Origin of the sequence: Halobacterium litoreum (genome assembly GCF_021233415.1) — an archaeon.
In the GTDB taxonomy this organism is placed as follows: Archaea; Halobacteriota; Halobacteria; order Halobacteriales; family Halobacteriaceae; genus Halobacterium; species Halobacterium litoreum.
On the sequence record NZ_CP089466.1, the window covers coordinates 978,560 to 1,002,060 of the forward strand.

At 69.9% G+C, this 23,501-nt stretch carries 25 protein-coding genes; 9 read left to right on the plus strand and 16 right to left on the minus strand.

Annotated elements, in window-relative coordinates; all coding sequences use genetic code 11:
- Window position 1 precedes the first annotated feature (1 nt).
- From LT972_RS05400 to LT972_RS05410, 3 genes are read right to left on the minus strand one after another with little or no spacing between them, the layout of a single operon-like run.
- Window positions 2-961, minus strand: a complete 960-nt coding sequence (locus LT972_RS05400) for a PAS domain-containing protein (protein WP_232572174.1) — start codon at window positions 959-961, stop codon at window positions 2-4.
- A gap of 33 nt (window positions 962-994) precedes the next feature.
- Window positions 995-1,579, minus strand: coding sequence for a HalX domain-containing protein (locus LT972_RS05405; protein ID WP_232572175.1), 585 nt, complete (start codon window positions 1,577-1,579; stop codon window positions 995-997).
- 28 nt (window positions 1,580-1,607) lie between these two features.
- Window positions 1,608-2,978, minus strand: coding sequence for a PAS domain-containing protein (locus LT972_RS05410; protein ID WP_232572176.1), 1,371 nt, complete (start codon window positions 2,976-2,978; stop codon window positions 1,608-1,610).
- 92 nt (window positions 2,979-3,070) lie between these two features.
- Here LT972_RS05410 and LT972_RS05415 point away from each other — a divergent pair, with 92 nt between their 5' ends.
- From LT972_RS05415 to LT972_RS05450, 8 genes are all read left to right on the plus strand, one after another.
- Window positions 3,071-3,799 carry a prephenate dehydrogenase/arogenate dehydrogenase family protein gene (locus LT972_RS05415; RefSeq protein ID WP_232572177.1) on the plus strand — a complete coding sequence of 243 codons (729 nt, stop codon included), beginning with the start codon at window positions 3,071-3,073 and terminating at the stop codon, window positions 3,797-3,799.
- Window positions 3,786-5,177 (plus strand): small ribosomal subunit Rsm22 family protein, encoded by a 1,392-nt coding sequence (locus tag LT972_RS05420; protein ID WP_232572178.1) that lies wholly within the window; start codon window positions 3,786-3,788, stop codon window positions 5,175-5,177. Before LT972_RS05415 ends, LT972_RS05420 begins: the two co-directional genes overlap by 14 nt.
- 61 nt (window positions 5,178-5,238) lie before the next feature.
- Window positions 5,239-5,718, plus strand: coding sequence for an Lrp/AsnC family transcriptional regulator (locus LT972_RS05425; protein WP_232572179.1), 480 nt, complete (start codon window positions 5,239-5,241; stop codon window positions 5,716-5,718).
- Window positions 5,719-5,829: 111 nt separating this feature from the next.
- Window positions 5,830-6,258 carry an NAD-binding protein gene (locus LT972_RS05430; protein WP_232572180.1) on the plus strand — a complete coding sequence of 143 codons (429 nt, stop codon included), beginning with the start codon at window positions 5,830-5,832 and terminating at the stop codon, window positions 6,256-6,258.
- A gap of 63 nt (window positions 6,259-6,321) precedes the next feature.
- Window positions 6,322-8,523 (plus strand): amino acid permease, encoded by a 2,202-nt coding sequence (locus tag LT972_RS05435; protein ID WP_232572181.1) that lies wholly within the window; start codon window positions 6,322-6,324, stop codon window positions 8,521-8,523.
- A 100-nt stretch (window positions 8,524-8,623) separates the two neighbouring features.
- Window positions 8,624-9,397: a 5'/3'-nucleotidase SurE gene (gene surE / locus LT972_RS05440; RefSeq protein ID WP_232572182.1), complete on the plus strand. Its 774-nt coding sequence runs from the start codon at window positions 8,624-8,626 to the stop codon at window positions 9,395-9,397.
- A gap of 45 nt (window positions 9,398-9,442) precedes the next feature.
- Window positions 9,443-10,189 carry a hypothetical protein gene (locus LT972_RS05445; protein ID WP_232572183.1) on the plus strand — a complete coding sequence of 249 codons (747 nt, stop codon included), beginning with the start codon at window positions 9,443-9,445 and terminating at the stop codon, window positions 10,187-10,189.
- On the plus strand, window positions 10,158-10,838 hold the full coding sequence (locus LT972_RS05450; protein WP_232572184.1) for a carbonic anhydrase: 681 nt from the start codon (window positions 10,158-10,160) through the stop codon (window positions 10,836-10,838). The genes LT972_RS05445 and LT972_RS05450 overlap by 32 nt, the downstream gene beginning before the upstream one ends.
- A 103-nt stretch (window positions 10,839-10,941) precedes the next feature.
- Here LT972_RS05450 and LT972_RS05455 read toward each other — a convergent pair whose 3' ends face one another.
- The 4 genes from LT972_RS05455 to LT972_RS05470 form a co-directional block, all read right to left on the minus strand.
- Window positions 10,942-11,226 (minus strand): type II toxin-antitoxin system RelE family toxin, encoded by a 285-nt coding sequence (locus tag LT972_RS05455; RefSeq protein WP_232572185.1) that lies wholly within the window; start codon window positions 11,224-11,226, stop codon window positions 10,942-10,944.
- Window positions 11,219-11,503 carry a ribbon-helix-helix domain-containing protein gene (locus tag LT972_RS05460; protein ID WP_232572186.1) on the minus strand — a complete coding sequence of 95 codons (285 nt, stop codon included), beginning with the start codon at window positions 11,501-11,503 and terminating at the stop codon, window positions 11,219-11,221. The genes LT972_RS05455 and LT972_RS05460 overlap by 8 nt, the downstream gene beginning before the upstream one ends.
- 116 nt (window positions 11,504-11,619) lie before the next feature.
- Complete coding sequence (locus tag LT972_RS05465) at window positions 11,620-11,949, minus strand: chorismate mutase (RefSeq protein WP_390226272.1); 330 nt, start codon at window positions 11,947-11,949, stop codon at window positions 11,620-11,622.
- The gene (locus LT972_RS05470) at window positions 11,883-12,737 is read right to left on the minus strand and encodes a shikimate kinase (RefSeq protein ID WP_232572187.1); all 855 of its coding nucleotides are present in this window, start codon (window positions 12,735-12,737) and stop codon (window positions 11,883-11,885) included. The genes LT972_RS05465 and LT972_RS05470 overlap by 67 nt, the downstream gene beginning before the upstream one ends.
- A gap of 113 nt (window positions 12,738-12,850) precedes the next feature.
- On the opposite strand from LT972_RS05470, the gene LT972_RS05475 reads away from it, so the two are divergent.
- Window positions 12,851-13,282, plus strand: a complete 432-nt coding sequence (locus LT972_RS05475) for a DUF5796 family protein (RefSeq protein ID WP_232572188.1) — start codon at window positions 12,851-12,853, stop codon at window positions 13,280-13,282.
- Window positions 13,283-13,342: 60 nt separating this feature from the next.
- Here the strand turns inward: LT972_RS05475 and LT972_RS14860 are convergent, their stop codons facing one another.
- The 9 genes from LT972_RS14860 to LT972_RS05515 form a co-directional block, all read right to left on the minus strand.
- Complete coding sequence (locus LT972_RS14860; RefSeq protein ID WP_269780547.1) at window positions 13,343-13,477, minus strand: DUF7128 family protein; 135 nt, start codon at window positions 13,475-13,477, stop codon at window positions 13,343-13,345.
- A gap of 22 nt (window positions 13,478-13,499) precedes the next feature.
- Entirely contained in the window at window positions 13,500-14,174 is a 675-nt protein-coding gene (locus LT972_RS05480) for an ATP-binding cassette domain-containing protein (protein ID WP_232572189.1), read from the minus strand.
- Complete coding sequence (locus LT972_RS05485; RefSeq protein ID WP_232572190.1) at window positions 14,174-15,244, minus strand: ABC transporter permease; 1,071 nt, start codon at window positions 15,242-15,244, stop codon at window positions 14,174-14,176. The genes LT972_RS05480 and LT972_RS05485 overlap by 1 nt, the downstream gene beginning before the upstream one ends.
- On the minus strand, window positions 15,245-16,309 hold the full coding sequence (locus LT972_RS05490) for a hypothetical protein (RefSeq protein WP_232572191.1): 1,065 nt from the start codon (window positions 16,307-16,309) through the stop codon (window positions 15,245-15,247).
- A gap of 78 nt (window positions 16,310-16,387) precedes the next feature.
- On the minus strand, window positions 16,388-16,948 hold the full coding sequence (locus LT972_RS05495) for a GNAT family N-acetyltransferase (RefSeq protein ID WP_232572192.1): 561 nt from the start codon (window positions 16,946-16,948) through the stop codon (window positions 16,388-16,390).
- Window positions 16,949-16,989: 41 nt separating this feature from the next.
- Entirely contained in the window at window positions 16,990-19,818 is a 2,829-nt protein-coding gene (locus LT972_RS05500; protein WP_232572193.1) for a DEAD/DEAH box helicase, read from the minus strand.
- Window positions 19,819-19,878: 60 nt separating this feature from the next.
- On the minus strand, window positions 19,879-20,625 hold the full coding sequence (locus LT972_RS05505; protein ID WP_232572194.1) for a metallophosphoesterase: 747 nt from the start codon (window positions 20,623-20,625) through the stop codon (window positions 19,879-19,881).
- Entirely contained in the window at window positions 20,625-22,226 is a 1,602-nt protein-coding gene (locus tag LT972_RS05510) for an RPA family protein (RefSeq protein WP_232572195.1), read from the minus strand. Before LT972_RS05510 ends, LT972_RS05505 begins: the two co-directional genes overlap by 1 nt.
- Entirely contained in the window at window positions 22,223-23,491 is a 1,269-nt protein-coding gene (locus LT972_RS05515) for a Single-stranded DNA binding protein (RefSeq protein WP_232572196.1), read from the minus strand. The genes LT972_RS05510 and LT972_RS05515 overlap by 4 nt, the downstream gene beginning before the upstream one ends.
- Window positions 23,492-23,501 lie beyond the last annotated feature (10 nt).

Genomic DNA, 23,501 nt, shown 5'->3' on the forward strand with positions numbered 1-23,501 from the left:
GTTACCGGTCGCGGTCGGCGGGCATCGGCCGCTCGCTCGCCAACCGCACCGCGTGGTTCACGAGGTCCTCCATGCGGTCCAGCGACGCGGCCACGTCGTCTATCGGCGCGCCCTCGCAGTCACACGCCTCGTCGAGCGCCGCGACGTCCGCGCGGACCGCGTCGATGGAGTCCGCGAGGTCCGAGGACAACACGTTCGTCAACTCCATCACGGGGTCCTCGCGGGTGGCGTCGGTGTCCGAGACGACCGACCGGAAGTGGACCGACAGGCCGTCCTCCGAGGGGAACGCGCGCACCGCGAACGTCTTGTCCAGGGGCGGATAGTACTCGTGGACGGTCACCGGCTCCTGGGTCGCCATCGCGCGGTGGTACTCGGTGTAGAAGTCGCGCTCGATGGCTTCCGGGAACGCCTCCCAGACGTTCTCGCCGACGACCTCGTCGCTGTCGACCTCCAGTAACTCCTCGGCGGCGGCGTTCAGGTACGTGAACCGCCAGTCCCGGTCGAGCGCGAAGAAGGCGTCCGTCATGCGCTCGTAGACGTTCCGCGCGAGCTCGTTCAGCATCGCTACGTCGCGCTCGGCGCGGTAACTCGACGCGGCGTCGTGACACGTCCGCGCCACCGCGGCGAGCGCGTCCTCGGCGTCGCGCTCGCGGACGTACTCGGTCACGTCCAGCGAGATGGCGTCGGCGGCCACCGAGTCGGCGCCCGCGCGCTCGAACACCACGACCGGCACCGCCGGGTTCGCGTCGCGAACCAACCGCAGGACGGCGAGCGCGTCGCTTCCCGCGCCGTGTTCCGCGAGAACGCAGTCGGCGGGCGCCGCGGACAGCGCGTCGAGCGCGCCCGCGCCGTCGGCCGCCGAGCGCACGTCGACGGACGCGAACTGCGGGAGCGAGCGCTCGAACGACGCTCGACTCCGCGCGCTCGCGGCGACCGAGAGGACGGCCATGCTGTCGCTCATGGCGGCGTTGTCCGTCCTTGTCGGCGTCAACGTTTAGTGGCTTTCGGCCGGTTCGTCCTCGCTGAGGTCTTCGAACACCGCGAGGAAGTCGGACTCGTCGAGGTCCGCGACGAGTTGGTCGAGGCTCTCCCGGCGCGCCTCGATGTCCTCGCAGAGTTCCTGGTAGCGGTCGTCGTCGCGCAACTCCTCGGCGGTCTTGCTGGTCTCGAGTGTCGCGCGTTTCGCCGCCAGCGAGAAGTACGCCTGGACCTCGTCGCTGTACAGCGACCGCGCGAGCAGGCGACTCACCAGTCCCGTCAGTTCCGCTCTGTCGACGGGTTTCACCACGTACGCGTCGATGCCGAGTTCCAGCAGGTCGAAGTCCGGGTCGACCGCGGTCACCATCGCCACCTGACAGTCGTACCCCTCCTCGCGGACGGTTTCGAGCACGTCGTCCCCGGAGCTCTCCGGGAGCCGTCGGTCGAGCAACACCACGTCGACTTCGTCGTCGAGTTCCGCCAGCGCGTCGGCCGCGCTGTACGCGGTCCGCACGTCGTACGTCGCGTCGAGCCAGTCCGCGAACAGGTCGGCGAGTTCGCGCTCGTCCTCGACGACGAGAACCGTCGCCGTCCGTGTCATTCTACGACCACCAAGTCCGGCGGTCGGTTTAGTTCTTTCCCGCGTCCGCGCGGAGGACGACCGTCCCGTCGTCGCGCACGTCGAGGTCGCCGCCCGCGTGCGACACCACCCAGTAGACGAGCCACAGGCCGACGCCAGAGCCGTGTTCGAGTGACGTCTCTTCGACGCCTTCGAGCGCGCGCCGCTCGTGCTCCGGGATGCCCGACCCGTCGGCCGCGACGCGGACCGTCGGCGGTTCGGCGCGAGCGACGATTGACACGCTCGCGGCGTCGCCGTCGGCGTGTTCGGCGGTGCTCTCGAGTAGTTCGCGGACCGCGAGCCTGAGGCGGCGGTCGACGGCGGTCTCGCAGTCTACGGTGACGTCGAAGGCCACGTCCGGGTACTGCTCGCTCGCGTGCTCGGCTTCCTGTGCGACGACGTCGGCGAGCGGGTCCGTCGGCGCGTCCTCGCTGTCGAGCGAGCGCTCCAACTGCCGGGCTTTCTCGCTGACCGAGAGCAGTTCCTCGGCGGCCTCCTCGATGCTCTCGACGTCCTCGTCGTCCCCGAGTCGGTCGGTGAGGCGCCGCGCGCGCCCGAGGACGACGTTCAGCGAGTTCCGGACGTTGTGCCGGAGGACGCGGTTCAGCACGCGCAGGCGCTGGTCGCGTTCCGCCCGCCCGGTCACGTCCCGGCACACCCACACGTAGCCGCCGTCGTCCAGCGCCGTCACGGAGATGTCCTGTGGGTAGGTGTGGCCGTCGATTCGGCGCGCTGTCACGGTGCCATGCCATCGGTCGCGGTCGCCCGCCTCGAACTCCGCGAGGACGGCCGCGAACCGGGTCCGGGTTTCGTCGGGGTACGCCGCCTGCCACTGCTCGCCGACGAGCGCGCCGGGGCCGTCGGCGCCGCGGGCGTCGGCGAACGCGTCGTTCGCGTACGAGACGGTACCGTCGTCGTCGACCACGGCGATGCCGTCCATCGCGGCGTCGAGCGCGCGCCGCAGGCGGACGTGTGAGCGCGCCCGCCACCGGTCGCGCTGGCTGTACGTTCCGGCGATGGCGCCGCCGAGCGCGCCGACCGTGGTGTGCTGGATGAAAATGTGGTCGACCGCCGCCGTCGCGCCGTACGCGTCGACGAGTATCGCCCACAGGTCGAGCGCGAGCACGAGGCCGGCGCCGCCGATGGCCCACGCGAACACGGCGTCGCCGCGGGCACCCCGCGGCCGGCGCGCCCAGAACCAGCCGCCGTACCCGAGCAACGCGACGGCCGGCAGCAGGGTCGCCGCCGCGACGTCCGCCCGCGGGCCGGCGTGCCCGAGGAAGTGCGCGACGGCCGCGCCGAGGAGGAGGACGCCGAGCGCCGGCACTAGCCACGCGCGAGCGCCACCGGCGTCGGCGAGCCTGTCTGCCGCCCGAGACATAGTTCCGGTGTCGCCACGGGGGGACAAAAATCCACGCGTCCGTTCACGGGGTAGCGAACGCCTTTTGCCGGCCGGGGCGCTACCGTCTGTCGATGGACGTACTCGTGGTGGGCGCGGGCGCCGTCGGTCGCTGGTTCGCCGACGTGGCGGACGCGCCCGTGGCGTTCGCGGACGTGGACGCCGACCGGGCACAGCGCGCCGCCGAGGACTACGACGGGCGCGCTCGCGCGGTGGACGTGGACAGCGACGAGTCCTTCGGACTGGTCGCGGTGGCGGTGCCGATGGGGGTCGCGGGCGACGCCATCGAGCGCCACGCGTCGAAGGCCCAGCGCGCCGTCGTGGACTTCACGGGGGAGATGCGGGGGCCGCTGGCGGCGATGGCGAAAGCGGCGCCGGCACGCGAGCGCGTGAGTTTCCACCCGCTGTTCGCGCCGGAGCACGCGCCCGGACGGGTCGCGGTGAGTTCGGGCGCGCCCGGCCCCGGCACCGACCACGTCCGCGAGTGGCTGGAGGCGGCCGGCAACGAACTCGTGGACGTCGAGCCGGGCGAACACGACGACGCGATGGCGACGATTCAGGGGCGCGCGCACGCCGCCGTGCTGGCGTTCGCGCTCGCCGCCGACGACGTGCCCGACGAACTCGCGACGCCGGTGTACGAGGACTTGCGCGCGCTCGCCGACCGCGTGACCGGCGGGAACTCGCGCGTCTACGCCGACATCCAGGACGCGTTCGACGGCGCGGACGACGTGGCCCGAGCGGCGAAGCGACTCGCCGACGAGAACGAGGCGTTCGCGGAGGTGTACGAGGATGCCGGTCGATAGGGACGCGATTCTGGACAGCGCGAAGTACCTCCGGGGCGTGCGCCCGCTGGACCCCGCGGAACTCCGGGAGTACGTCGCCAGCCAGCCGCGGGCGGCGGTCGTCCGCCAGGTGCTCCGCGAGCACGCCGCCGAACTCGGCATCGTGGAGCGCGACGACGGCACGTTCGTGCCCGCGAGCGACGACCCGGTCTACCCGAGTTTCGACGGCGTGGACGCGCTCCCGGAGCGCTACGAGCACGCCGTGGAGGACCTGCTGGTGCGGGAGTGGGGCGCGAACTGGCATCGCGGCGACTCCGGCGACCACCTCCGCGAGACGATTCGGCGGTTCAAGGACGACTACTACCGGCGCAACCCCGTGGCGTACGACCGGGACGTGGCGCTCGGGTACGCGGTCTACCACCTCGCGGGCTACTACGCCGCGATTCAGTACGCGCTCGCGGACCTCGCTCGCGACGGCCGCATCTCGGGCAATCTGCGCGTGCTCGACCTCGGCGCTGGCGTCGGCGGGCCGGCCCTCGGGCTCTTCGACTTCCTGCCCGAGGACGCGCTCGTGGAGTACCACGCCGTCGAACCGAGCGAGGCGGCGGACGTCTTCGACCGCCTGCTGGAGGAGGCGCCCGCGAACGTCCACGCCGAGATTCACCGCGAGACCGCCGAGGACTTCGAACCAGACGGCGAGTACGACCTCGTGATGGCGTGTTCGGTGCTGAGCGAACTCGACGACCCGGTGTCGGTCGTGGACCGCTACCTCGACTCGCTCGCCGATAGTGGCACCTTCCTCGCGCTCGCGCCGGCCGACAAGAACACGAGCACGGCGCTCCGCGAGGTCGAACGCGAGGTCGAGTCTCGGGGCGCGACCGTCTACGGGCCGACGCCGCGTCTCTGGCCGGGCGACCGCCCGACAGACGCCGGGTGGTCGTTCGACGAGCGCCCGGAAATCGAGGCGCCCGCGTTCCAGCGCCGCCTCGCCGAAGTCAGCGAGCGGCCCTCGGAGTTCCTGCACACCGAGGTGCGGTTCTCGTACGCGATGCTCCGCACCGACGGCGAGCGAAGCCACGACGTGGAACTCTCCGGCGACCGCCTGCTCCGCCTCGCCGACGCCGACGACTGGGTGGGCAAGCGCGCCGACGCCGTGTTCGCGAAACTCTCCCGGAACCTCGCGGACGGCGACGCCAACCCCCTGTTCAAGGTCAGCGACGGCAGCGAGACCGAGGACTGTTACGCCGTGCTCGTCCGGCCGACGAGTCTGAACCGCGACCTCGAAACCGCCGACTACGGCGACCTGCTCTCCGTGGAGTCGGCGCTCGTGCTCTGGAACGACGACGAGGGAGCCTACAATCTGGTCGTCGACGAGGAGACGGTCGTCGACCGCGTGTAGCCGGTCCGGGCGCGCGCCGGCAAGGCGAGTACTTTTGCGGGTTCGTCGGTCAGTGAGAACCATGACGCTGGAAGGCCTCGACGAGTTGGACCGGCGAATCATCCACGCGCTCCAGCAGGACGCCAGGGGCGCGTCCTCGCAGACCATCGCGGACGCGGCGGGCGTGTCCGCGAGCACGGTCCGGAACCGGATTCAGCGACTCGAAGAGAGCGGCGTCGTTCGCGGGTATCACGCGGACGTCGACTACGAGCGGGCGGGCTACCAGTTGTACACGCTCGTCGTCTGTACGGCGCCGGTGCCGCGGCGCGAGGAGTTGGCGGCGGCGGCCCTGGAGGTGCCCGGCGTCGTGCGCGTCGAGGAGGTGATGACCGGCGCGGAGAACGTCCACGTGTTCGTCGTCGGGCGGGACAGCGACGACCTCAGTCGCATCGGGCGGGACCTCGACGAACTCGGTCTGGAGGTCGTCGACGAGGACCTCATTCGGAGCGTCCACAGCGGCCCGTTCCACGGCTTCGACGTCGACCGACCGGACGAAAGTTGATTATATTCTCCTTATTCTAGCGAAGGCGCAGAAAATACAGTCACTTTATGCGGTTCCGTCCAGTACGTTCGGGTATCTGGTGGGGCGCCTCGACGACCTCACCGAACCACCATGACGCCGACCAACGCGAACCAGACCGACAGCACCGCGACGCCCACGGACGCCCCGACGCTCGTCGTCGGCGGCGGCCCCGCCGGCCGAGACGCCGCCGCGCGCCTCGCGACCGCCGGCGAAACCGTCACGCACGTCGACCGCGCGCCGCCGACCGACCCGCCACCCGGCTACGACGTCCGCACCGTCGACTCCCTCGACGCGGCCGACGTCCGCGGTCTCCGCCTCGGCGACGCGAACGCCGTGGTCGCGCTCGGCGCCGACGACGCCAGCACACTCCTCGTCGCCCAGCACGCCCGCATCGCCGGCGTCGACCGCGTCCTCGCGCTCGTCACCGACCCCGAGCGGCGCTGCGCGTTCGACGCCCTCGACGTCGAAACAGTCGACGCCGCGTCCGCACTCGGTCGCGCCGTCGCAGACCGGTGGTGACGTAGCCGTGACCGACGCACCCACCAGCGACAGCGCAGGCTCCGAGAACGGAGGCGTCCCGCCGTGAAGGAACTCGAACGCGACCTCGGTCTCGGCGCGGTGTTCGCCATCAGCGTCGGCGCGATGATCGGGAGCGGCATCTTCATCCTCCCCGCGCTCGCCCTGAAGATGGCGGGACCGTCAGTCATCTTCGCGTACCTGCTCGCCGGCCTGCTCGTCGTCCCCGCCGCGCTCTCGAAGTCCGAGATGGCGACCGCGATGCCGGAAGCCGGCGGCACTTACATCTACATCGAACGCGGCATGGGGCCCGTCCTCGGCACCATCGCCGGCATCGGCACGTGGTTCTCGCTGTCGTTCAAGAGCGCGCTCGCGCTCGTCGGCGGCGTCCCCTACCTCGTGTTGCTGTTCGACCTCCCGGTCAAACCCGTCGCGCTCGCGCTCGCGGCGTTCCTCGTCCTCGTCAATCTCGTCGGCGCGAAACAGACCGGGCGACTCCAGACCGTCATCGTCGTCGCGATGCTCGCCGCCCTCGGGTGGTTCGTCGCCGGCAGCGCGCCCCAAGTCCAGCCCGCGAACTACCAGCAGTTCTTCGCCGGCGGCTGGGAGGGACTGCTCGCCGCGACCGGCGTCGTGTTCGTCTCCTACGCGGGCGTCACGAAGGTCGCCAGCGTCGCCGAGGAGGTCGAAGAACCGGGGACGAACATCCCGCTGGGCATCCTCGGGTCGCTCGCGTTCACCACGCTCCTCTACGTCGGCATCGTCGCGGTCATGGTCGGCGTGACGGAAGCCGGCGCCATCGCCGGGTCCGCCACGCCCGTCGCCGTCGCCGCCGAAGCGACACTCGGCGACTGGGGGCGGTACGCCGTCGTCGCCGCGGCGCTCCTCGCGCTCGTCTCCACCGCGAACGCCGGCATCCTCTCCTCGTCGCGGTACCCGTTCGCGATGAGTCGGGACAAACTCGCGCCGCCGACGTTCGCCGACGTCCACGACCGCTTTGGCACCCCGACGACGGCCATCACGCTCACCGGCGCCGTCGTCCTCGTGCTCATCGCCTTCCTCCCCATCCTCGAAATCGCGAAACTCGCGAGCGCGTTCCAGATTCTCGTGTTCGTGCTCGTGAACCTCGCGGTCGTCGCGTTCCGGAACGGCGCCGCCGACTACGACCCCGAGTTCGAGTCGCCGCTCTACCCGTGGGTGCAGGCGTTCGGCGCGCTCTCCGGCGTCGCGCTCCTCACGCAGATGGGCGTCGTGGCTGTCGCCGGCGCCGCGCTCATCACGCTCGGGAGCATCGCGTGGTACTTCCTGTACGCCCGACCGCGAATCCGCCGGGAGGGCGCCGCGACGGACGTGCTCCGCCGCCGCCTCGGGCGCGACGTGCTCTCCGAGACCGAGGACGCCGTCGCCGCCGCCGACGCGCGCTCGCGACCCGACGAAGAAACCGCGGTCCTCGTCGCGCTCACGCGGGACGCCGACGAGGACGAGGAACGCGACCTGCTCGCGCTCGCCGCGGACACCGTCCGACCGGCCGACGGCCACGTCGTCGTCGTGCGGTTCGACGAAGTCCCCGACCAGACCCCACTCGACCACGCAGCGGAGGTTCAGTCCCCCGCCGACGTCCGGTTCGAGGACCAGACCGCGGAACTCGCCGCCGAGTTCGACGTCCCAGTCGAGTACGGCGAAATCGTCAGCCACGACACCAAACACGCCATCGTGAACTACGCCGAACACCGCGGCGTCGATGCCGTCGTCGCCGAACACGAGCGCCTGCGCCTCCGGTCGCGGCTGCTCGGCGACCCCATCGACTGGGTGGTGCGCCACGCCGGCTGTGACGTCCTGCTCGTGGAGAACCGCGGCTACGACGAACCGCAACACGTCGTCCTCGAGAGCGACGGCGGCCCCTACGACCCGTCGACGGTCGCGCTCGCCGACACCATCGCCGGCGAGTCGGACGGCCACGTCACCCTTCAGTTCCCGCTCTCGGGCGACCAGCCCGAGAAGCGCCGCGAGACCATCCGCGCCTACCAGGACGAACTCGCGGGCGTGCTGTCCGCGCCGGTCCGAACGCACGTCCCGCGCGCCGACGGTGGCGACCCCGACGCGGTCGACCCCGACCTCGTCGTCCGCACCGGTACGCTGAGTCGCGTCCGCGGCGGCCGCGACGCCTACACCCCGACCGCCGTCGACTGCACCGAGGTGACGGTCTATCCGAGGGAGAGCCGGCGGCCCGGGCTGGTGCGTCGCGTCGCCGAACGCCTCGTGTTCTGACTGGCTCCCGCGCCCGCTCCGCCCTCGGGCGACGGGGGATTCGTTGCGCTCGCCCGCCGGGAGCGACACGCTTTTTCGCCGTCGCGGTGAGTCCCACTCGATGACAGACGCGCCCGAGATTCTCGTCACCAACGACGACGGTATCGACGCGCCCGGCATCCGCGCGCTCGCGGACGGCCTCGCGGACGTCGGGAACGTCACCGTCGTCGCGCCCGCCGACGACAAGAGCGCGACCGGCCGCGCGATGTCCCGCGAGGTGCGCGTCGAGGACCACGAACTCGGGTACGCAATCGAGGGGACGCCCTCGGACTGCGTGGTCGCCGGCCTCGAAGCGCTCGGCCCCTACCCCGACGTGGTCGTCGCCGGCGTCAACGAGGGCGCGAACCTCGGGATGTACGTGCTCGGGCGCTCGGGCACCGTCAGCGCCGCCGTCGAAGCCGCGTTCTTCGGCGTGCCCGCAATCGCGTCCTCGCTGTTCCTCACCAGCGAGGACTTCGGCGAACCGACCCACCCAGAAGACTACGAGACAGCAGTCGACGCGACCTGCTACCTCGTCGAGCACGCCCTCGACGCCGGCGTCTTCGAGCACGCCGACTACCTGAACGTGAACGCGCCCCACCCCGGCGCCGACGCGTCCGGCGAGATGGTCGTCACGCGCCCCTCTCACGGCTACGACATGGGCGCCGAGCGCAACGGCGAGACGGTGACCCTCCACGACCGCATGTGGGACCTGATGGACGCCGGCGAGATTCCCGACCCCGAGGGCACCGACCGCAGGGCCGTCGTCGACGGCCACGTCTCTGTCTCCCCGCTCACCGCGCCCCACACCACCGAACACCACGACGAACTCGACGCGCTCGCCGCCCGGTTCTGACACACTACCGACAAGCACTTGCCGTCGCTGGCTGAATCCGATGTCGTGTCCCGCCGCCGCGCCCTCCTCCTCGGCGTCCTCGGCGTCCTCCTGCTCGTCGGGGGCGCCACGGTCTCCGGGTCCGGTCACGAGACGGTCTACGAGTACGGCGCCGTCGAAGCCGGCGAACCGAGCGGCCACCTCCAAGTGAACGTCGCCGACTGCGACTGGCGTCCGCTCCAGTCCCGCGACTGTGCGGTCGCGCGCTACCTCGGAAACGGCAACGAGATTCGCCTCGACAACGAGACCGCAATCTCGGAGACCGTGCTCGCAAACGAGTGGCGGTACGACTACGTCGACCTCCGCGACGGCTTCTACCGGCCGACGACGACGTACCGGAACGGCACGCTCGTCCTCGGACTCGAACGCGTCCCTACCGAGCGCGCGATGGCGGCGGCCGCGGTCAACATCACCGAACCGAACGAGGACCTCCACCGCGCAATCGAAGGCGGGACGTTCACGTCCACGGAGGAGGTTCCCGAGTACCGGCGCTACTTCCAACACGACGGCGACTACTACCGGCTCAGGACCGTCGCCACCGAGCGCCGCGACACCGGCTCGCTGTCCTTCCTCCCCGGATACGCGCGGGCGCCAGCGAGACTGCTCGCTGGCGCGGTCGGCGCCGCCCTGCTGTGGCGCGGCGGCGAGGCGAGCGAGCGCGCCGACTCGCGACCCGAACCCGATAAACCGAAGGCGTCGGACGGAGTCACGACCGACCGAGATGACCGTACTCGCCGACCTCCTCGACGGTAACGCCGCGCACGCCGACGCCTTCGACGACCGCTTCGACGACGTACAGGACGCCCAGCATCCGGACGCCGTCACGGTCTGCTGTTCGGACTCCCGCGTCCTCCAGGACGAGATGTGGGGGAACGACGACCCCGGCCACGTGTTCACCGCGAGCAACATCGGGAACCGCGTCCTCCAGCGCGCGGACGGCGACGAAGTGGTCTCCGGAGACGTGCTCTACCCCATCGCGCACACCGGCACCGAGACCGCCGTCGTCGTCGGGCACACCGGCTGTGGCGCCGTCACCGCGACCTACGACGCCCTCACCGGCGACGCGGGCGAGGAACCGCCGGGCATCACCCACTGCATCGACCTGCTCGCGCCCCACCTCGAACCCGGCGTCGAAGCGCTCCCCGAAGACGCGGACCGCGACGGCGCCATCAACCGCCTCGTCGAGTACAACGTCGACCGGCAGGTCGAGTTCCTCCGCGACAGCGACGACGTCCCCGCGGACGTCGACGTCTTCGGCGTCGTCTACGACTTCCAGGACGTCTACGGCGGCAAACGCGGCGAAGTCCACGTAATCAACGCGAACGGCGAACGTGACCCCGAGACGCTCCGCGACGAGCACTCGGACATCGCCGAGCGCGTCCACCGCCTCTGGACGTACTGACGAGTCGCGACGCGGTCAGCGCGACTCCCGCTGCTCAACTTTGTTTAGGTCTCAAACTGTTGTCACACCGTTCGTCGAAATCGTCGCCTTTCTCGAAGTGTAATCAGTCATCGTCGGCGGTGTACGCACCACCACGACGCTTGATTCGGGCAACGACGATGCGTTGTTCGTTCTGGCGGAACGTCACGGCGAGACGGAACTCCCCGACACGCACTTTCTTGCGTGGACTGTTCTGCAGAGGTTCGCCATAGTCGGGTGGGTCACGCCACGGCGAGTCGACGATTTCGTCGAGTTTGTCGAGAATGCGGTCTTGTTCGTGAGGGTCGAGCGCGGCAAGGTCGTCTTGCGCTGTCGGTGTCAGTTCCCACGACCACCCGTCGTTACTCATCGCCGTCGGTTCCGAACTGCTCGCGGGCCTCCTCCGCACTCATCGTTCGCTCCTCACGGATGTCCTCTTCTGCTTGGAGGAGCGCGACGAGCTCGTCGCGGTCGAACGTCGGGAATTCGGTCGCGTCGCGCAGCGTGTACCGGATGAACTCGCTCCGACTGTTGAAGCCGCGCCCCTGCCACGTGTCGTCTATCTCGTCGAGGAACGACTGGGTGACTTTGAAGTTCACCGTGACTATCTCGTCGTCGCCGTTGTTTCCCGTGGCTGCTCCAGACATACTAACGTAATACGCTTGTCTTACCGATAATCGTTTCGGCGAACGATGGTATCTCTGCTGAGAGCCGACTGTAGAGCACGTCTCGATAGAACCGGCTCCGACGACGGCGTTTTCGCCTACCGACTCTCGCGCTGCTCCACTTTGTTCAGTTCGATGAGCAGTCGGAAGATGGCTTTCACGAGGTTCGGTTCGACGTCGAACGCTTCGGCGTTCTCGCCGGCGCGCTCCATCACGGCTTCCTCCTGGGATTCGTCGGTGGTCGCCATCCCGCGGTCGGCTTTCACGTCGGCGATGGTCTCGGCGACGTACGTGCGTCGCGCGATGAGGTCGACGATTTCGCGGTCTATCTCTCTGATTTCGTCGCGCAGTTCCTCGAGGCTCATGTCGTCCGGGCGCCGGTCGTCTGCGTCGTCGTCAGTCGGACCGTCCCGGGGTGTGTCTTCCATTGTTCGTGTACCTCCGTGAGTGCGTCCGCGCCGCCGACCGCGACGTAACTCGGGCCGGTGCCCGAGAGGGACGCGCCGTCGGCGTTCGGGAGCGCGTCCACGATGGGGTCGGCGGGATGGTCGAGCGCCGCGCAGAAGGCGAAGCCGTTTAGCGTCATCGCGGTGCCGTAGTCGCCGCGCTCGGCGAGGGCGGCGACGTGGTCCGCGATGGGGGCGACGCGCTCGCAGCGCGCGACGTCGGCGTCCGCCGAGAACGACTGCTCGGGCGGCGTCCACACGACGGCGTCCCAGTCGACTTCGTCCCGGAAGACGAGTTCGTCCTCGCGGTTGTCGGTGAGCGTGAGGCCGCCGAGCATGCTCGCCGTCGCGTCGTCGAACGCGCCGGTGACGGTGACGCCGACGTCGCGGGCGGCCTGCACGCCGAGTCGCGCCGCGTCCACGCGAGCCACGTCGTCGGCGCGGCCGAGCGCGTCGAGGGTCGCGAGCACGGTGGCGTTGGCCGCCGCGCTCGAACTCTTCAGGCCGGAGGCGAGCGGAATCTCGCTGTCCGTCTCGACGCGCCCGCCCTCGCCATCGCCGTACCGGTCGGTCGTCAGCGCGACACAGCGCTCGACGAGCGCGGTGTCGGCGTCCGGGTGGCCGGCGACGTCGCCGGTCACGTCGCCGCCGCTGGCGCCGAGGGTGACCGACGCCTCCACGTCGAAGTCGAGCGCGAACGCCGAGCCGAGGCCGTTCGCCAGCGCGTTCAACACGGTGCCGGCGGCTGGCGCGACTGCGCGACCGTCCATGTGGAAACCTGCCACGGCCCGTACTTGGGGTTGGCGCTTCGGGCAAACGACCCCCTGGCGCGCCGCGGAACGCAAACGGCGGGCTTTTGCGGGAGCGAGGGGAAGTCGGTCCCATGAGCGCCCGGAACGACATCGCACCGAGCACGCTCGGCGTCGAACTCGCTGAGGAGGGAGTCTACGTCGAGTACACCGACGGGCGCCGCGCGTTCTACAACGGCGTCCCCGAGAAGGTCACCGGCACCGTCCGCACGAACCCCGGGAAGGACGTCCACGTCCTCGTCACCGACCCGACGGAGACGGAGGGCGTGCTCGTCTACGTGAACGACCTGAAGACCCACGACGACATCCTCGAATCGACCGGCGTCGGGCGCGTGCTGCTCGACCCCGGCGAGGAAGAGGAGTTGTTCCCCGGCGTCGAGGTGCGTGCCGACGGCTACGCCGTGGAAGTCGAGGCCGACCCCGAGGAGGCGCGGGGCCGCGTCTTCGTCTTCGAGGAGGACGAACTCGGCGAGTACGCTTACGAACTGTTCGCCGACGACGAGTAGCGCCCGACGGCGGCCGGCGGTCGACGACGAGTCGCGACGGGGAGAACGGCAGACGACGGCCTACTGCAGGTACGAGGGCTCTTCCGCGTCGCAGTTCGACTCGTGTTGGCGAGCGTCGCCCTCGTCGTCGAACATCAGCCCGCACTCCTCGCAGCGGTACCAAACCATGCCGTCCCGCTCTGTCTCCTCGACCATACAGAGTGGTCCGTCGGCTGAACTAAAAACCGTTACCCCAGTTCGGTTGCACGTCCGCGAGCAGCCCGTCGTAGGCCGACGCCGGGCCGTCAGAGAGTTCTTCGCGCGCCCACTCGCCGCGCACCGCGCCGTCCACGAGCACGGTCAGCGTCTCGTAGGCGTCGGCGAACGCGTCGAGATTGTGCGTACACGCGAGCACGCAGTGGTCCTCGGCGTACGCGGTGGCGACGGCGACGAGACGGCGACTCGTCGCGGGGTCTAAGTCCGCGAGCGGTTCGTCCAACACGAGCGCGTCCGGGCGCTTGAGGAGCGCGAGCGCGAGGTCGAGTTTCTTCCGGTAGCCCCCGGAGAGGTCGGTGGCGGTCCGGTCGCGCTCCGGGCCGAGGCGCAGGCGCTCGACGAGGCGTTCGCGCCACGCGTCGTCGGCGCCGACGAGCGAGGCGAACACGTCCAGGTTCTCGTCGACCGTGAGGTCGGGGTAGACGTTCGGCACCTGGAACGCGTACCCGAACGATTCGGGCGTCGAAACGGTTCCCGTGTCGGGCCGCGTGAGCCCCGCGAACACGCGCATCAGCGTCGTCTTCCCGGAGCCGTTCGGGCCGGCCACGCAGTGCAATCCCTCGCCGAACGAGACGCTCACGTCGTCGAGGGCGGTCGTGCCGTCGTACGTCTTCGTGACGCCGTTGGCTTCCAGCATCAGGTTCGCCTCTCGTACAGTTTCACGGACCCGACGAACGCCAGCGCGGCGACGGCGATGGCGCCGACGAGACCGAGGAGCCAGTCGGCGTACAGCGCTATCGGGTCGTCGCGCAGGACGAACCCGCGGGTCGCGATGGCCGCGTAGTGCGTCGGGACGTGGCGGACGAGCCACCGGCGCGCCGGCGAGAAAAAGCCCACCGGGTACGCCACCCCCGAGAACCCGAGCACGAACAGCATCACGACGAGGTTGGCGATGCGCGCCCACGCGCCGAACCCGAGCAGGAACATCACGGTCGCGCCGACGAGACCGAGCAACACGAACAGCAACACCGTCACGAGTAGGGTTCCGGGGCCGAGCACGCGGACGTTCGCGCCCGAAATCACGCTCATCGCGTCGAAGGTCAGCAGCGGGACGACCATCAGCGCGGAGAAGAACGTCAGTTTGCTCGCGACCACGGCGTACAGCGACGACTCGACGCGGAGTCGGTCGAGGACCGCGGCCTCGTTGTCGAACGTGTACGGCAGGTACGCGAGCGCCACCAGCGACACGAGCGTCACGACGAACGTCGGCACGAGGTACGTCGACAGCCGGTACTGTTCCCCGACGACCGCCCGGTTCGCGACCGCGCCCCGCGGGAGCGTGCTGTCGAGGCTGTACGAGACGATGCTCGTCAATGCCTGCGAGGGCTTGTGGTAGGGGACGACGCTCCCCTCGACGTACACCGTGAACTCCGCCGCGCCGAGTGACTCGTCCGTGAGGTTCGGCGGCACCGACACGACGGCGTACACCTGTTCGCGGTTGAGCGCGCGCATCGCCGCCGCCTGCGAGTCGAACGTCTGCGGGTCGCTGAAGATGGTGATGGCGGCGCGCGCGATCGAGAGGTCGCCGGTCGCCACCGCGGCCGTCTGCGGCGCGATGGCGACCGGGGCGTCCGTCGGCAGCACGCTCTGGAAGCCGAACGTCGCGTACGCGAACGCCGCGGGCAACACCACGAGAATGGTTCCGAGCGCGAGCAGTTTGTGTCGTCCCCACGTCAGCTCCTTGCCGAGCAGGGACGAGAGGTCCATCTATGCCGTCGCCGTCATCGAACCGGCCGAGCCCGTGCTACTGGACGCGCTCCCGGACGCCGACGTGCTGTACATCTCCTCGATGTACTCCTCGAGGTTCGAGACGCTGTCGGTGAACGTCACCGACACCGTCGCGCCGCTCTGCTCGACGGAGAGTTTGTCGAGCGCTTCCTGCACTTCCTCGCCGCCCACGCCGGAGTACAACTGGAGGGCGCCGTCGACGAGGTCGTACATGCGGTCACCGTTCGCCTGCGAGTCCGTCACCATGTTCATGTCCATCGACACGTCACTCCCGGACGTGGAGAACGACCCGGAGACGAACTCGACGGAGTTGAACGCGGAGACGTTCATCGGCGACTGGGAGTCCAGTTGGTCGGCGGGAACCTGGTCCTGCGGGACGGCCATCGCGAACTTGACGTAGCCGTCGTCGGTGTTCGAGTAGGCAGTCCGGAGGTCGCCGCCGAGCGCTTCCTCGTTGCCGGCTTCGACGTCGAGGACGCTCTTGACGGCGGCCTCGTCGCCGAGGGCGAACGTGCCGTCACCGAGGGGCGCCATCGCGTTCTGTCCCTGGAAGCCGTACGTGTAGAGGGTGGTATCGGCGTACGTGCTCTCGGAGAGGTCTTCGCCGTTCTCTTCCAGCGTGGCGACGAGTTCGTCCTCGGTGAAGTCGGTCGTCACTATCATGCCGGCCTGCTCGGCGTTCGTGGCGGTCTGCTCGCCGGGCGCGCCGAAGAACGTCACGTCCTCGAACTTGCTCGGGGAGAGGTCGGAGGTGGACTCGGCCTCGTTCAGCATCTCCTCGACGCTGGTCGGGCCGTCGTAGTACTCGGACTGTTCGGCCTGCGTCTCCAGTGCGGTGTTCATCAGCGCGCGGAGGTTGTCGTCGGACACCATGCCGTCGACGTCCGCGTACCCGACGAACTCCGCGCTCGCGGGGACGCTGTCGAGTTGGGCGCTCCCGCTGCCCGACCCGCCACCGCCGGCGTTCAGGACGCCGCCGGTGCAGCCGGCAGTCGCCACCATCGCGACGACCGCGACCGCGAGCAGGGCTCGTCTACTTCGCAAGCGAGGACTGTGTGCCATGAACCCCTATTTGTAACTTGGGTTTGAATAGTTTTGGACCTGTTTCTTCGCGTGTGAGTCTCACGCACCCGAATCCCCGTCGTGTCTCACACACTGCGAGGGGTCGAACGGCAGTCCGATGGCGTCGAACGCCGCCCGCCACCGGCCGACGTCGCCGTCCGCGACGACGCAGGGCGCGTAGCCTGCCGTGACCGCGACGTGGAGCGCTGGCGTCGCCGACGCCGGTGCGCGTACCCGAACGCTGTCGTAGCCGGCGTCGAGCAGGCGTCGCGTCGCGGCCGCCGCGAGCGCGCGTCCGACGCCCCGCTCTCGGTGCGCCGAATCGACGGCGAGCGCGGCGACCCGACCGCCGAACGGAAAGCGGGGGTCCTCGCCGTCCGGGTCGTGGAGCGCGGCGCAGGTGCCGACGATGCGGTTCGTCGCGCGTTCGACGGCGACGAACCACCCGTTCGGGAGCGCGCGGTTCCGGTAGTCGGCGACCGTCCCCTCGCCGACGAGCGACGCGACGGCGTCCTCGTCGTCCCCCGCGATATCGGTCGTGCGCAGCGCGTAGCCCTCGGGCATCGCCACCGTCGGCGGGCGCAGGCCGCGGGGCCACATCGCGACGAGCGAATCGTCCATACGCCGGATTGGCGGCGCGGGGTCGAAGCGGTTGCGGTCGACTACCAGAACGCCTTGGTGCGGGCGTACTCGCGTTCGCGTTCGAGGATGTCCCGGTAGAAGTCCGCCTCGTCCTCGCGGTGGCGGTTGATGACGCGAGCGGCGTTCTGGGGTCCGACGCCGCGCGCCGACAGCGCGACGACGGCGCGCTTCCCGTGGCTCTGGACGATGCTCGCGTTCCGGAACGCGCGCTCGGTCTGCTTCTCCTGTTCCTCGTCCTTGTCGTCGGCGCGCACCGCTTTCACCACGTCGTCGGCCCACGGCGACAGGGCGGCGATTCGGGTCGACCCGCAGCGCGGGCACTCCGGCTGGTCTGAGACGCGCCGGACTTTCGTCTCGTGTTCCCAGTCCCGGCAGTGGACGCAGAACAGGTTCACGCGGTCCTCGCGAATGCGGTCGCCGACGGCCTGCACGACGCTCGCGTCGGCGTTCTCGGGCGTCAGGAGTTCCTGCCCCGACGACCGGCCGCCCGAGCCAACGGCGGTGCGCTCGCCGACGATTTCGACTTCGAGGTCGCCCGATTGGATGGCTTCGAGGACGGCGCTCGCGCGCGCTACGTCCAGGTCGGTGTGGAACACCTCGCGAATCGCTTCGTCGTAGACAGGCGTGTCTTCGAGCGCGCCGAGCAGGCGGGAGAGGCCGACGCCGTCTCGGCCCTTCCAGCGCTTGAGCGCGCCGAACTTCGCGGCGACCTGCGCGAGCGTGAACTTCAGCGTCTCGGACTGCTTGAGGCTGAGTTCGAGCAGGGGTTCGACGTGGTCTGGGTCCGTCTCCCGGAGCAGGTCGACCACGTCGTTCGCGCTGACGCGCGCCGGCACCTCCAACTCGATGCGGTACGGGCCCACGTCCAGCCCCACCGAGGAGCCGGTACGCTGGCCGAGGAGCGCGGACAGCAGGCGCCCGAGCGTCTCGTTGGCCTCGTGGCCGAGACACGCGTTCACGACGATGGTCTGGGCGGCCTGCTCGACGACGATGCGGTCGTCGCTCGGCACGGGCGCGCCGGCGTCGACGTGCCGGTCGACCTGTTCGAGGGCCTCGCCCGCGGTGTAGTCGTCGGTCGGATACCGCGTCGTGAACTCCCGAGCGACCCCCTCCCTCGTCCCGCCGTCGGCGAACTGGTCGCTCGCGACGTCGCGCATCTCGCCGACCTCTTGGGCCACGTCGTAGGGGACGGGAATCTCCTGGCCGGTCCACGACGGCACCTCGCCCGCCGGGTCCTCGATTGGCGAGACGTTGACCTCCTGTTCCTCCTCGTCGATGTTCGTGATGCGCCACATCTCGCCGCGCTGGACGAACGTCGCGCCCGGTTCCACGAAGTTCACGACGAAGCGCTCGTCGAGCGTGCCGACCTGCCGGCCCGCCGCCATGTCGTACACGTCGTAGGTCTCCTCGTCGGGAATCATCGAGAGGTTCGCGTAGTAGTACTGCCACGTCCCGCCCGATTTGGAGATGGTGTCGGCGTCCTCGTCGACGTAGACGACGCGGTTCCCGTGGAGTTCCATCGCCACCTCCCGGAACGCCGTCTCGTCGAGGTCCGCGAACGGATAGGCTCGGGTGACGATGTCGTACGCGCGCCGCGCCGACACGTCGCCGAAGTCCATCGCCAGCCCCACGATTTGGTTCGCCACCGTGTCGAGGCTCCCGTGGTGAATCTGGGTGGTCTCCACCTCGCCGGCCTTCGCCCGGCGCGCGATGGCGAGCGCCTCGAACGCGTCGTCGGGATTTCCCGTGATGACCGTGCCCTCGCTCACCTCGTCTCTGCGGTGGCCGGCGCGCCCGACGCGCTGGAGGAGGCGCGCGACTTCGCGGGGCGACGAGTACTGCACGACGTGGTCGATGCGCCCCACGTCGATGCCGAGTTCCATCGAGGACGTACAGAGCAGCCCGTCCAGTTCGCCGGCCTTGAACTGGTCTTCGACCTCGATTCGCGCGTCTTTCGAGAGACTGCCGTGGTGGACGCCGATGTTCGCGCCCAGTTCCTTGAACCGCGACCCGAGCGCTTCGGCCGTCTGCCGGGTGTTCACGAAAATCAGCACCGAGTCGTGGTCGTCCACGATTTCCCGGATGGCGCGCACGTGACTCGCCATCTCCGGGCTCGTCATCAGTTCGTTGCCGACGCGCTCGTCCTGTCGTGTCACCTCGGGCTGGCGCACCGAGAACTCGACTTTCGACGCCACGTCCACTTCCACGATTTCACACCCGCGGTCGCCGGTGAGGAACTTCCCGACTTCCTCGGGGTCGCCGACCGTCGCCGACAGCCCGATGCGCTGGAAGTTTCCCGCCAACTCCACGAGTCGCTCCAGTCCTATCGACAACTGCGCGCCGCGTTTCGCGCCCGCGAGTTCGTGTACCTCGTCCACGACGACGTGGCGCACGTCTTCGAGCCCCTCCCGGAGTTTCTCCCCGGAGAGCATCGCCTGCAGGGTCTCCGGCGTCGTCACCAGCACGTCGGGCGGGTCGTTGGCCTGCTTCTGGCGCTGATAGTCCGTCGTGTCGCCGTGGCGCACGTCCACGTCCACGCCCAGCGTCTCCCCCCACCAGTCGAGTCGCTCGCGCATGTCGCGGTTCAGCGCCCGGAGCGGCGTCACGTACAGCGCCGCGAACCCCTCCGGCGCTCCCTCCTCGACGATACTGTTCAACACGGGGAGCATCGCCGTCTCGGTCTTCCCGGTGCCCGTCGGCGCGACGACGAGGCCGTTTTGCCCGTCAGCGAGCGCCGGAATCGCGCGCCGCTGTGGCTCCGTCGGCGTCGAGAAGCCGCGCTCCGAGAGCGCCGCGCGCACGTCGCTTCCGAGATGCGAGAACGCGTCCATCCCCCGCGACTCGCTCATACTCGCTCGATTTGGGGCGCGACCAGAATAAGGACGTTGCCCGTCGCGGAACCGACCGCTTCAGACGCGGTCGTACCGCCCGAGTCGCGTGCCGTCCAGCAGGAACAGGTCGGCGCGCGACCACCCGTCGGGGAGGAACGGCGCGAGGAATTCCTGCCCGTCGACGTTCACCCACGTCCCGCCGGAGAGGTCGTTGAACGCCGGGAAGACAGCGAGGTCGCCGCGCGCGTCCACGGGTTCGCCGTAGTGTTCCTCGAAGGGAGTCGGGTTCAGGGGGCCGCGGAGCCACGCGCGCTCGACGCGCGTGCCGCCCACGTCGTCCTCCAGTCGCACTGCGGGATGCTCGTGCCCGACGCAGACCGTCTCGGCTTCGAGGACGTCCCTGCTCGGCCACGTGTGGCCGTGCGCGAACCCCACGTCGCCGATTCGCGTTCCCTCGGGCGGCGTCACGTCCACGTCGAACTCGCCGGCGATGCCGCCGTCGTGGTTCCCGACGACGAGCGTCACCGGCACGTCGAGTGCGTCCAAGAGGTCCGCAATCTCCTCGCGCTCTCGGCCTTCGGGCGTCCCGATGGCGTGCCCGAGGTCGCCGAGGAACACCACGCGGTCGACGCGGTTCTCCTCGGCGAGGCGACAGAGGCGCTCGCGGCGCTGGGTCGCGCGACTCCGCACCTCGACGCCCTCGCGGCGGAGCGAGCGCTCGATGCCCGCGTGGTAGTCCGCGACCACCAGCGCCCGGTCGTCCGTACTGCTCCCGACGTGCGCGACTGCCGCGGGCGCGCCGGGGACCGGTTCGACGAGCGCCATCAGATGGCTTTCAGGTGGTCGTCGCCGGACTCGTAACAGCGTCCGCCCATCAGCGCCGCCTGAATCGCGTCCTCGATTTCGCCCTCGTCGGCGTCAAGGTCGTCGGCTGCCGTCGTCACGACCTCGTCGCGGGGCGCGCCGTCGCCGTCGTCCAGTTGCTCCATCAGGTCGACGACGTAGTCCTCGAGGTCGAGGTCCGGTGGCGGTGACTCGTCGTCCTCGGCCTCGGAGTCGGGTTCGTCGTATTCGGACTCGGTGAAGTCGTCGAGGTCGTCCTCGTCGTCGCCGTCGTCGAAGTCACCGAGGTCGTCGCCGTCCGCGGCCACCTCCTCCTCCGCGGGTTCGGCGTCGCCGTCCGACGCCTCTGCCTCGGCCTCGGCGCCGTCCTCGGGGTCGGGCGCGTCGATGTCGGCCTCGCCGGCGTCCGGAATCTCGTCGCCCGACGAGAACCCGACGTCGAAGTTCTCCTCGACCTCCTGGCGTTCCTCCTCGGAGAGTTCGTACATCTCGCCGTCGTCCGCGGCGTCGGCCTGCTCCGCGGGCGCCGCGTCGTCCTCGGTCTCGTCCGGTTCGCTGTCCGCTTCGCCGTCGTCGTCGGACTCGCCGTCCGCGTCGGGCGCCGCTTCCGCCGCCACTTCGTCCGGCGACGGCGTCTCCGCCGACGGCTCTGGCGAGACGTCTGCCGGTTCGCTCTCCTCGGATTCCGGTTCGGCTTCGGATTCAGTCTCGTCCGATTCGCCCGCCTCGTCGGCGACCTCGGCCTCGGACGCCGACCCGGACTCGTCCGAATCTGCGTCCGCCGTCGTCTCGGTGGCTTCGCCCGCTTCGGCGTCCGCTTCCGCGTCCGACTCGGTCCCGACAGCGTCCGCGTCGGCGTCGAGGTCGGCTGCGAACGACAGGGGTTCGTCGCCGCCCTCGCCGGGTGCGAGGTCGAGTTCGCCTGCAGCGTCCACGTCGCCCGCGACGACGCGCGCGGCGTCGAGCGCGAGGTCACGGACCGCGGCGAGGTACGCCGGCGTCGTGCCGTAGTGGTCGAGCGCGAGCGGGATGCCCGCCGCGAGGCCGTGTTCGACGCCCGCCGAATCGAGCACGTCGCGGAGGCTGTCGCCGCGCTCCACGCGCTCGTGGGCGACCGCCATCGTCGCGACGCGGTCGACCGTCTGCTCGGCCGTCGAGACCACCCAGCGGTCGCGGGTCTCGGCGTCGACTTCGCTGACGGACTCCGGGCGAATCGACGTGTAGACCACGTCGGCGTCGTCCGGTTCGAAGGTTCGGGCCTTCCCGGTCACCGCGACGAACGACGGCGTGTCCGCGGATTCGAGCGCCGCGAGCGCTTCCGGCTGGTACTGGCCCGCGTAGACGACGAACGCGCCCGTCGGGTCGACGATGCGGGCGCGCACCACGTCCTCGTTGACCTGCTCGACTTCGGTCAGGACGCCCACCACGAACACGCGGTTGACGCGCGCGCCGGTCGGCGTCACCACGTAGTTCGGCGCGCGCTCCTCGTCAGACTCGGCGTACGAGAAGTCGGCGTCGTCGAACTCCGCCGCGAACAGTCGGTAAGCGACCTCGCGTCGGTTGACCTCCTCGGATTCACTCATGCTTCCACCTCCTGGAGGAAGGCCCGCGCACGCTCGGCGGGGTCGTCGTCGCTCGCCGCGAACTCGATGGTCTCGAGGTTCGCGCCGTACTCGTCGACGGACAGGTGGCCGCGCACGCGGTACTCGCTACCCACCAGTTTCTCGCTGATGGTGTCGGCGACGACCTCTTGGTCCATCGCGTCGCGGGCCTGCTGGCGCGCGTCCTCGATGCCGCCGCCGTACACTTCTTCCGTGAGGTCGCGGTCGAGGACGGCGGTGACGGTGTCGGTGCCGTCGTCCAGAATCGCCTTCACGCGCAGGTCGTCCTCGCCGTCCACGTCGCCGTGCTGGCGGCACTGACCCTTCTGGACGACGCGCCCGCACTCGGGGCAGCGCTGGATGAGCCCGGAGCCGTCCCGCACCTCGATGACGTTCCCGACGAGTTCGACGTCGTACGCGCCGCCGCGCTCGACGGCCTCCCGAATCGAGAGCCGGGTGGGACCGCCGACCTCGACCTCGCGGTCGAGTTCGGTGACGGTCGAGAACTCCGAGACGTTCACCGACGGCACGCCCCGGAACTCCCGGACGTAGACGTCCTCGGCGCGAATCGACGCGCCCTCGGTGATTTCCGCGTGCGGGTCCCAGTCCGTGAACGGCAGGCGCGCGGACTCGTCGCCGAGCACGCCCGAGAGAATCTCGGTCTCGCCGTCCCGGCCGTCGATGGTGCGCTCCTCGACTTCCGTGACTTTCGCCTCGACGTTCCGCCCGCGGTCGCCCGGCGACAGGTCGGCGAGCGCGCGGTCGCCGCCCACCTCGTAGGGCACGTCGAAGTCCTCGGCCTTGCTCACGGTCGAGGACTCCCCGAAGTTCAGTTCGGGGTTCCCCTCCCACTCGCGGACGCTCGCGTTCCCGATGGTGGCGGTGTCGCCGGCTTCGAGGCCGAAGTCCTCCCACGCCGTGTAGGAGATAGTCCCGGTCTCGTCGGCGAGTTCGCCCTCTCGGATGACGTGGTCGTCGCCCTGATAGCGAATCGAGCGCTGGCCCGCCGTCAGGACCTTCGCGGTGACGGTGACGTTCCCCGAGTCGGGGCCGATGTCCGCGATGTCGACGGCGGTCGGGCCGCCCGAGGAACTCCCGCCCTCGTCGCCGTACTTCCGCCGGAGGCTCCGCTTTGCCTCCTCCACGGGCACGCTGTACTCCACGAGGTTCTGCAAGTTCTCTTTGACCTCCGCTTTGTCTACACCGAGGTCGGAGGCGAGCTCCTCGGCGTGATCGTCGATGTTCATGCACGTGAAA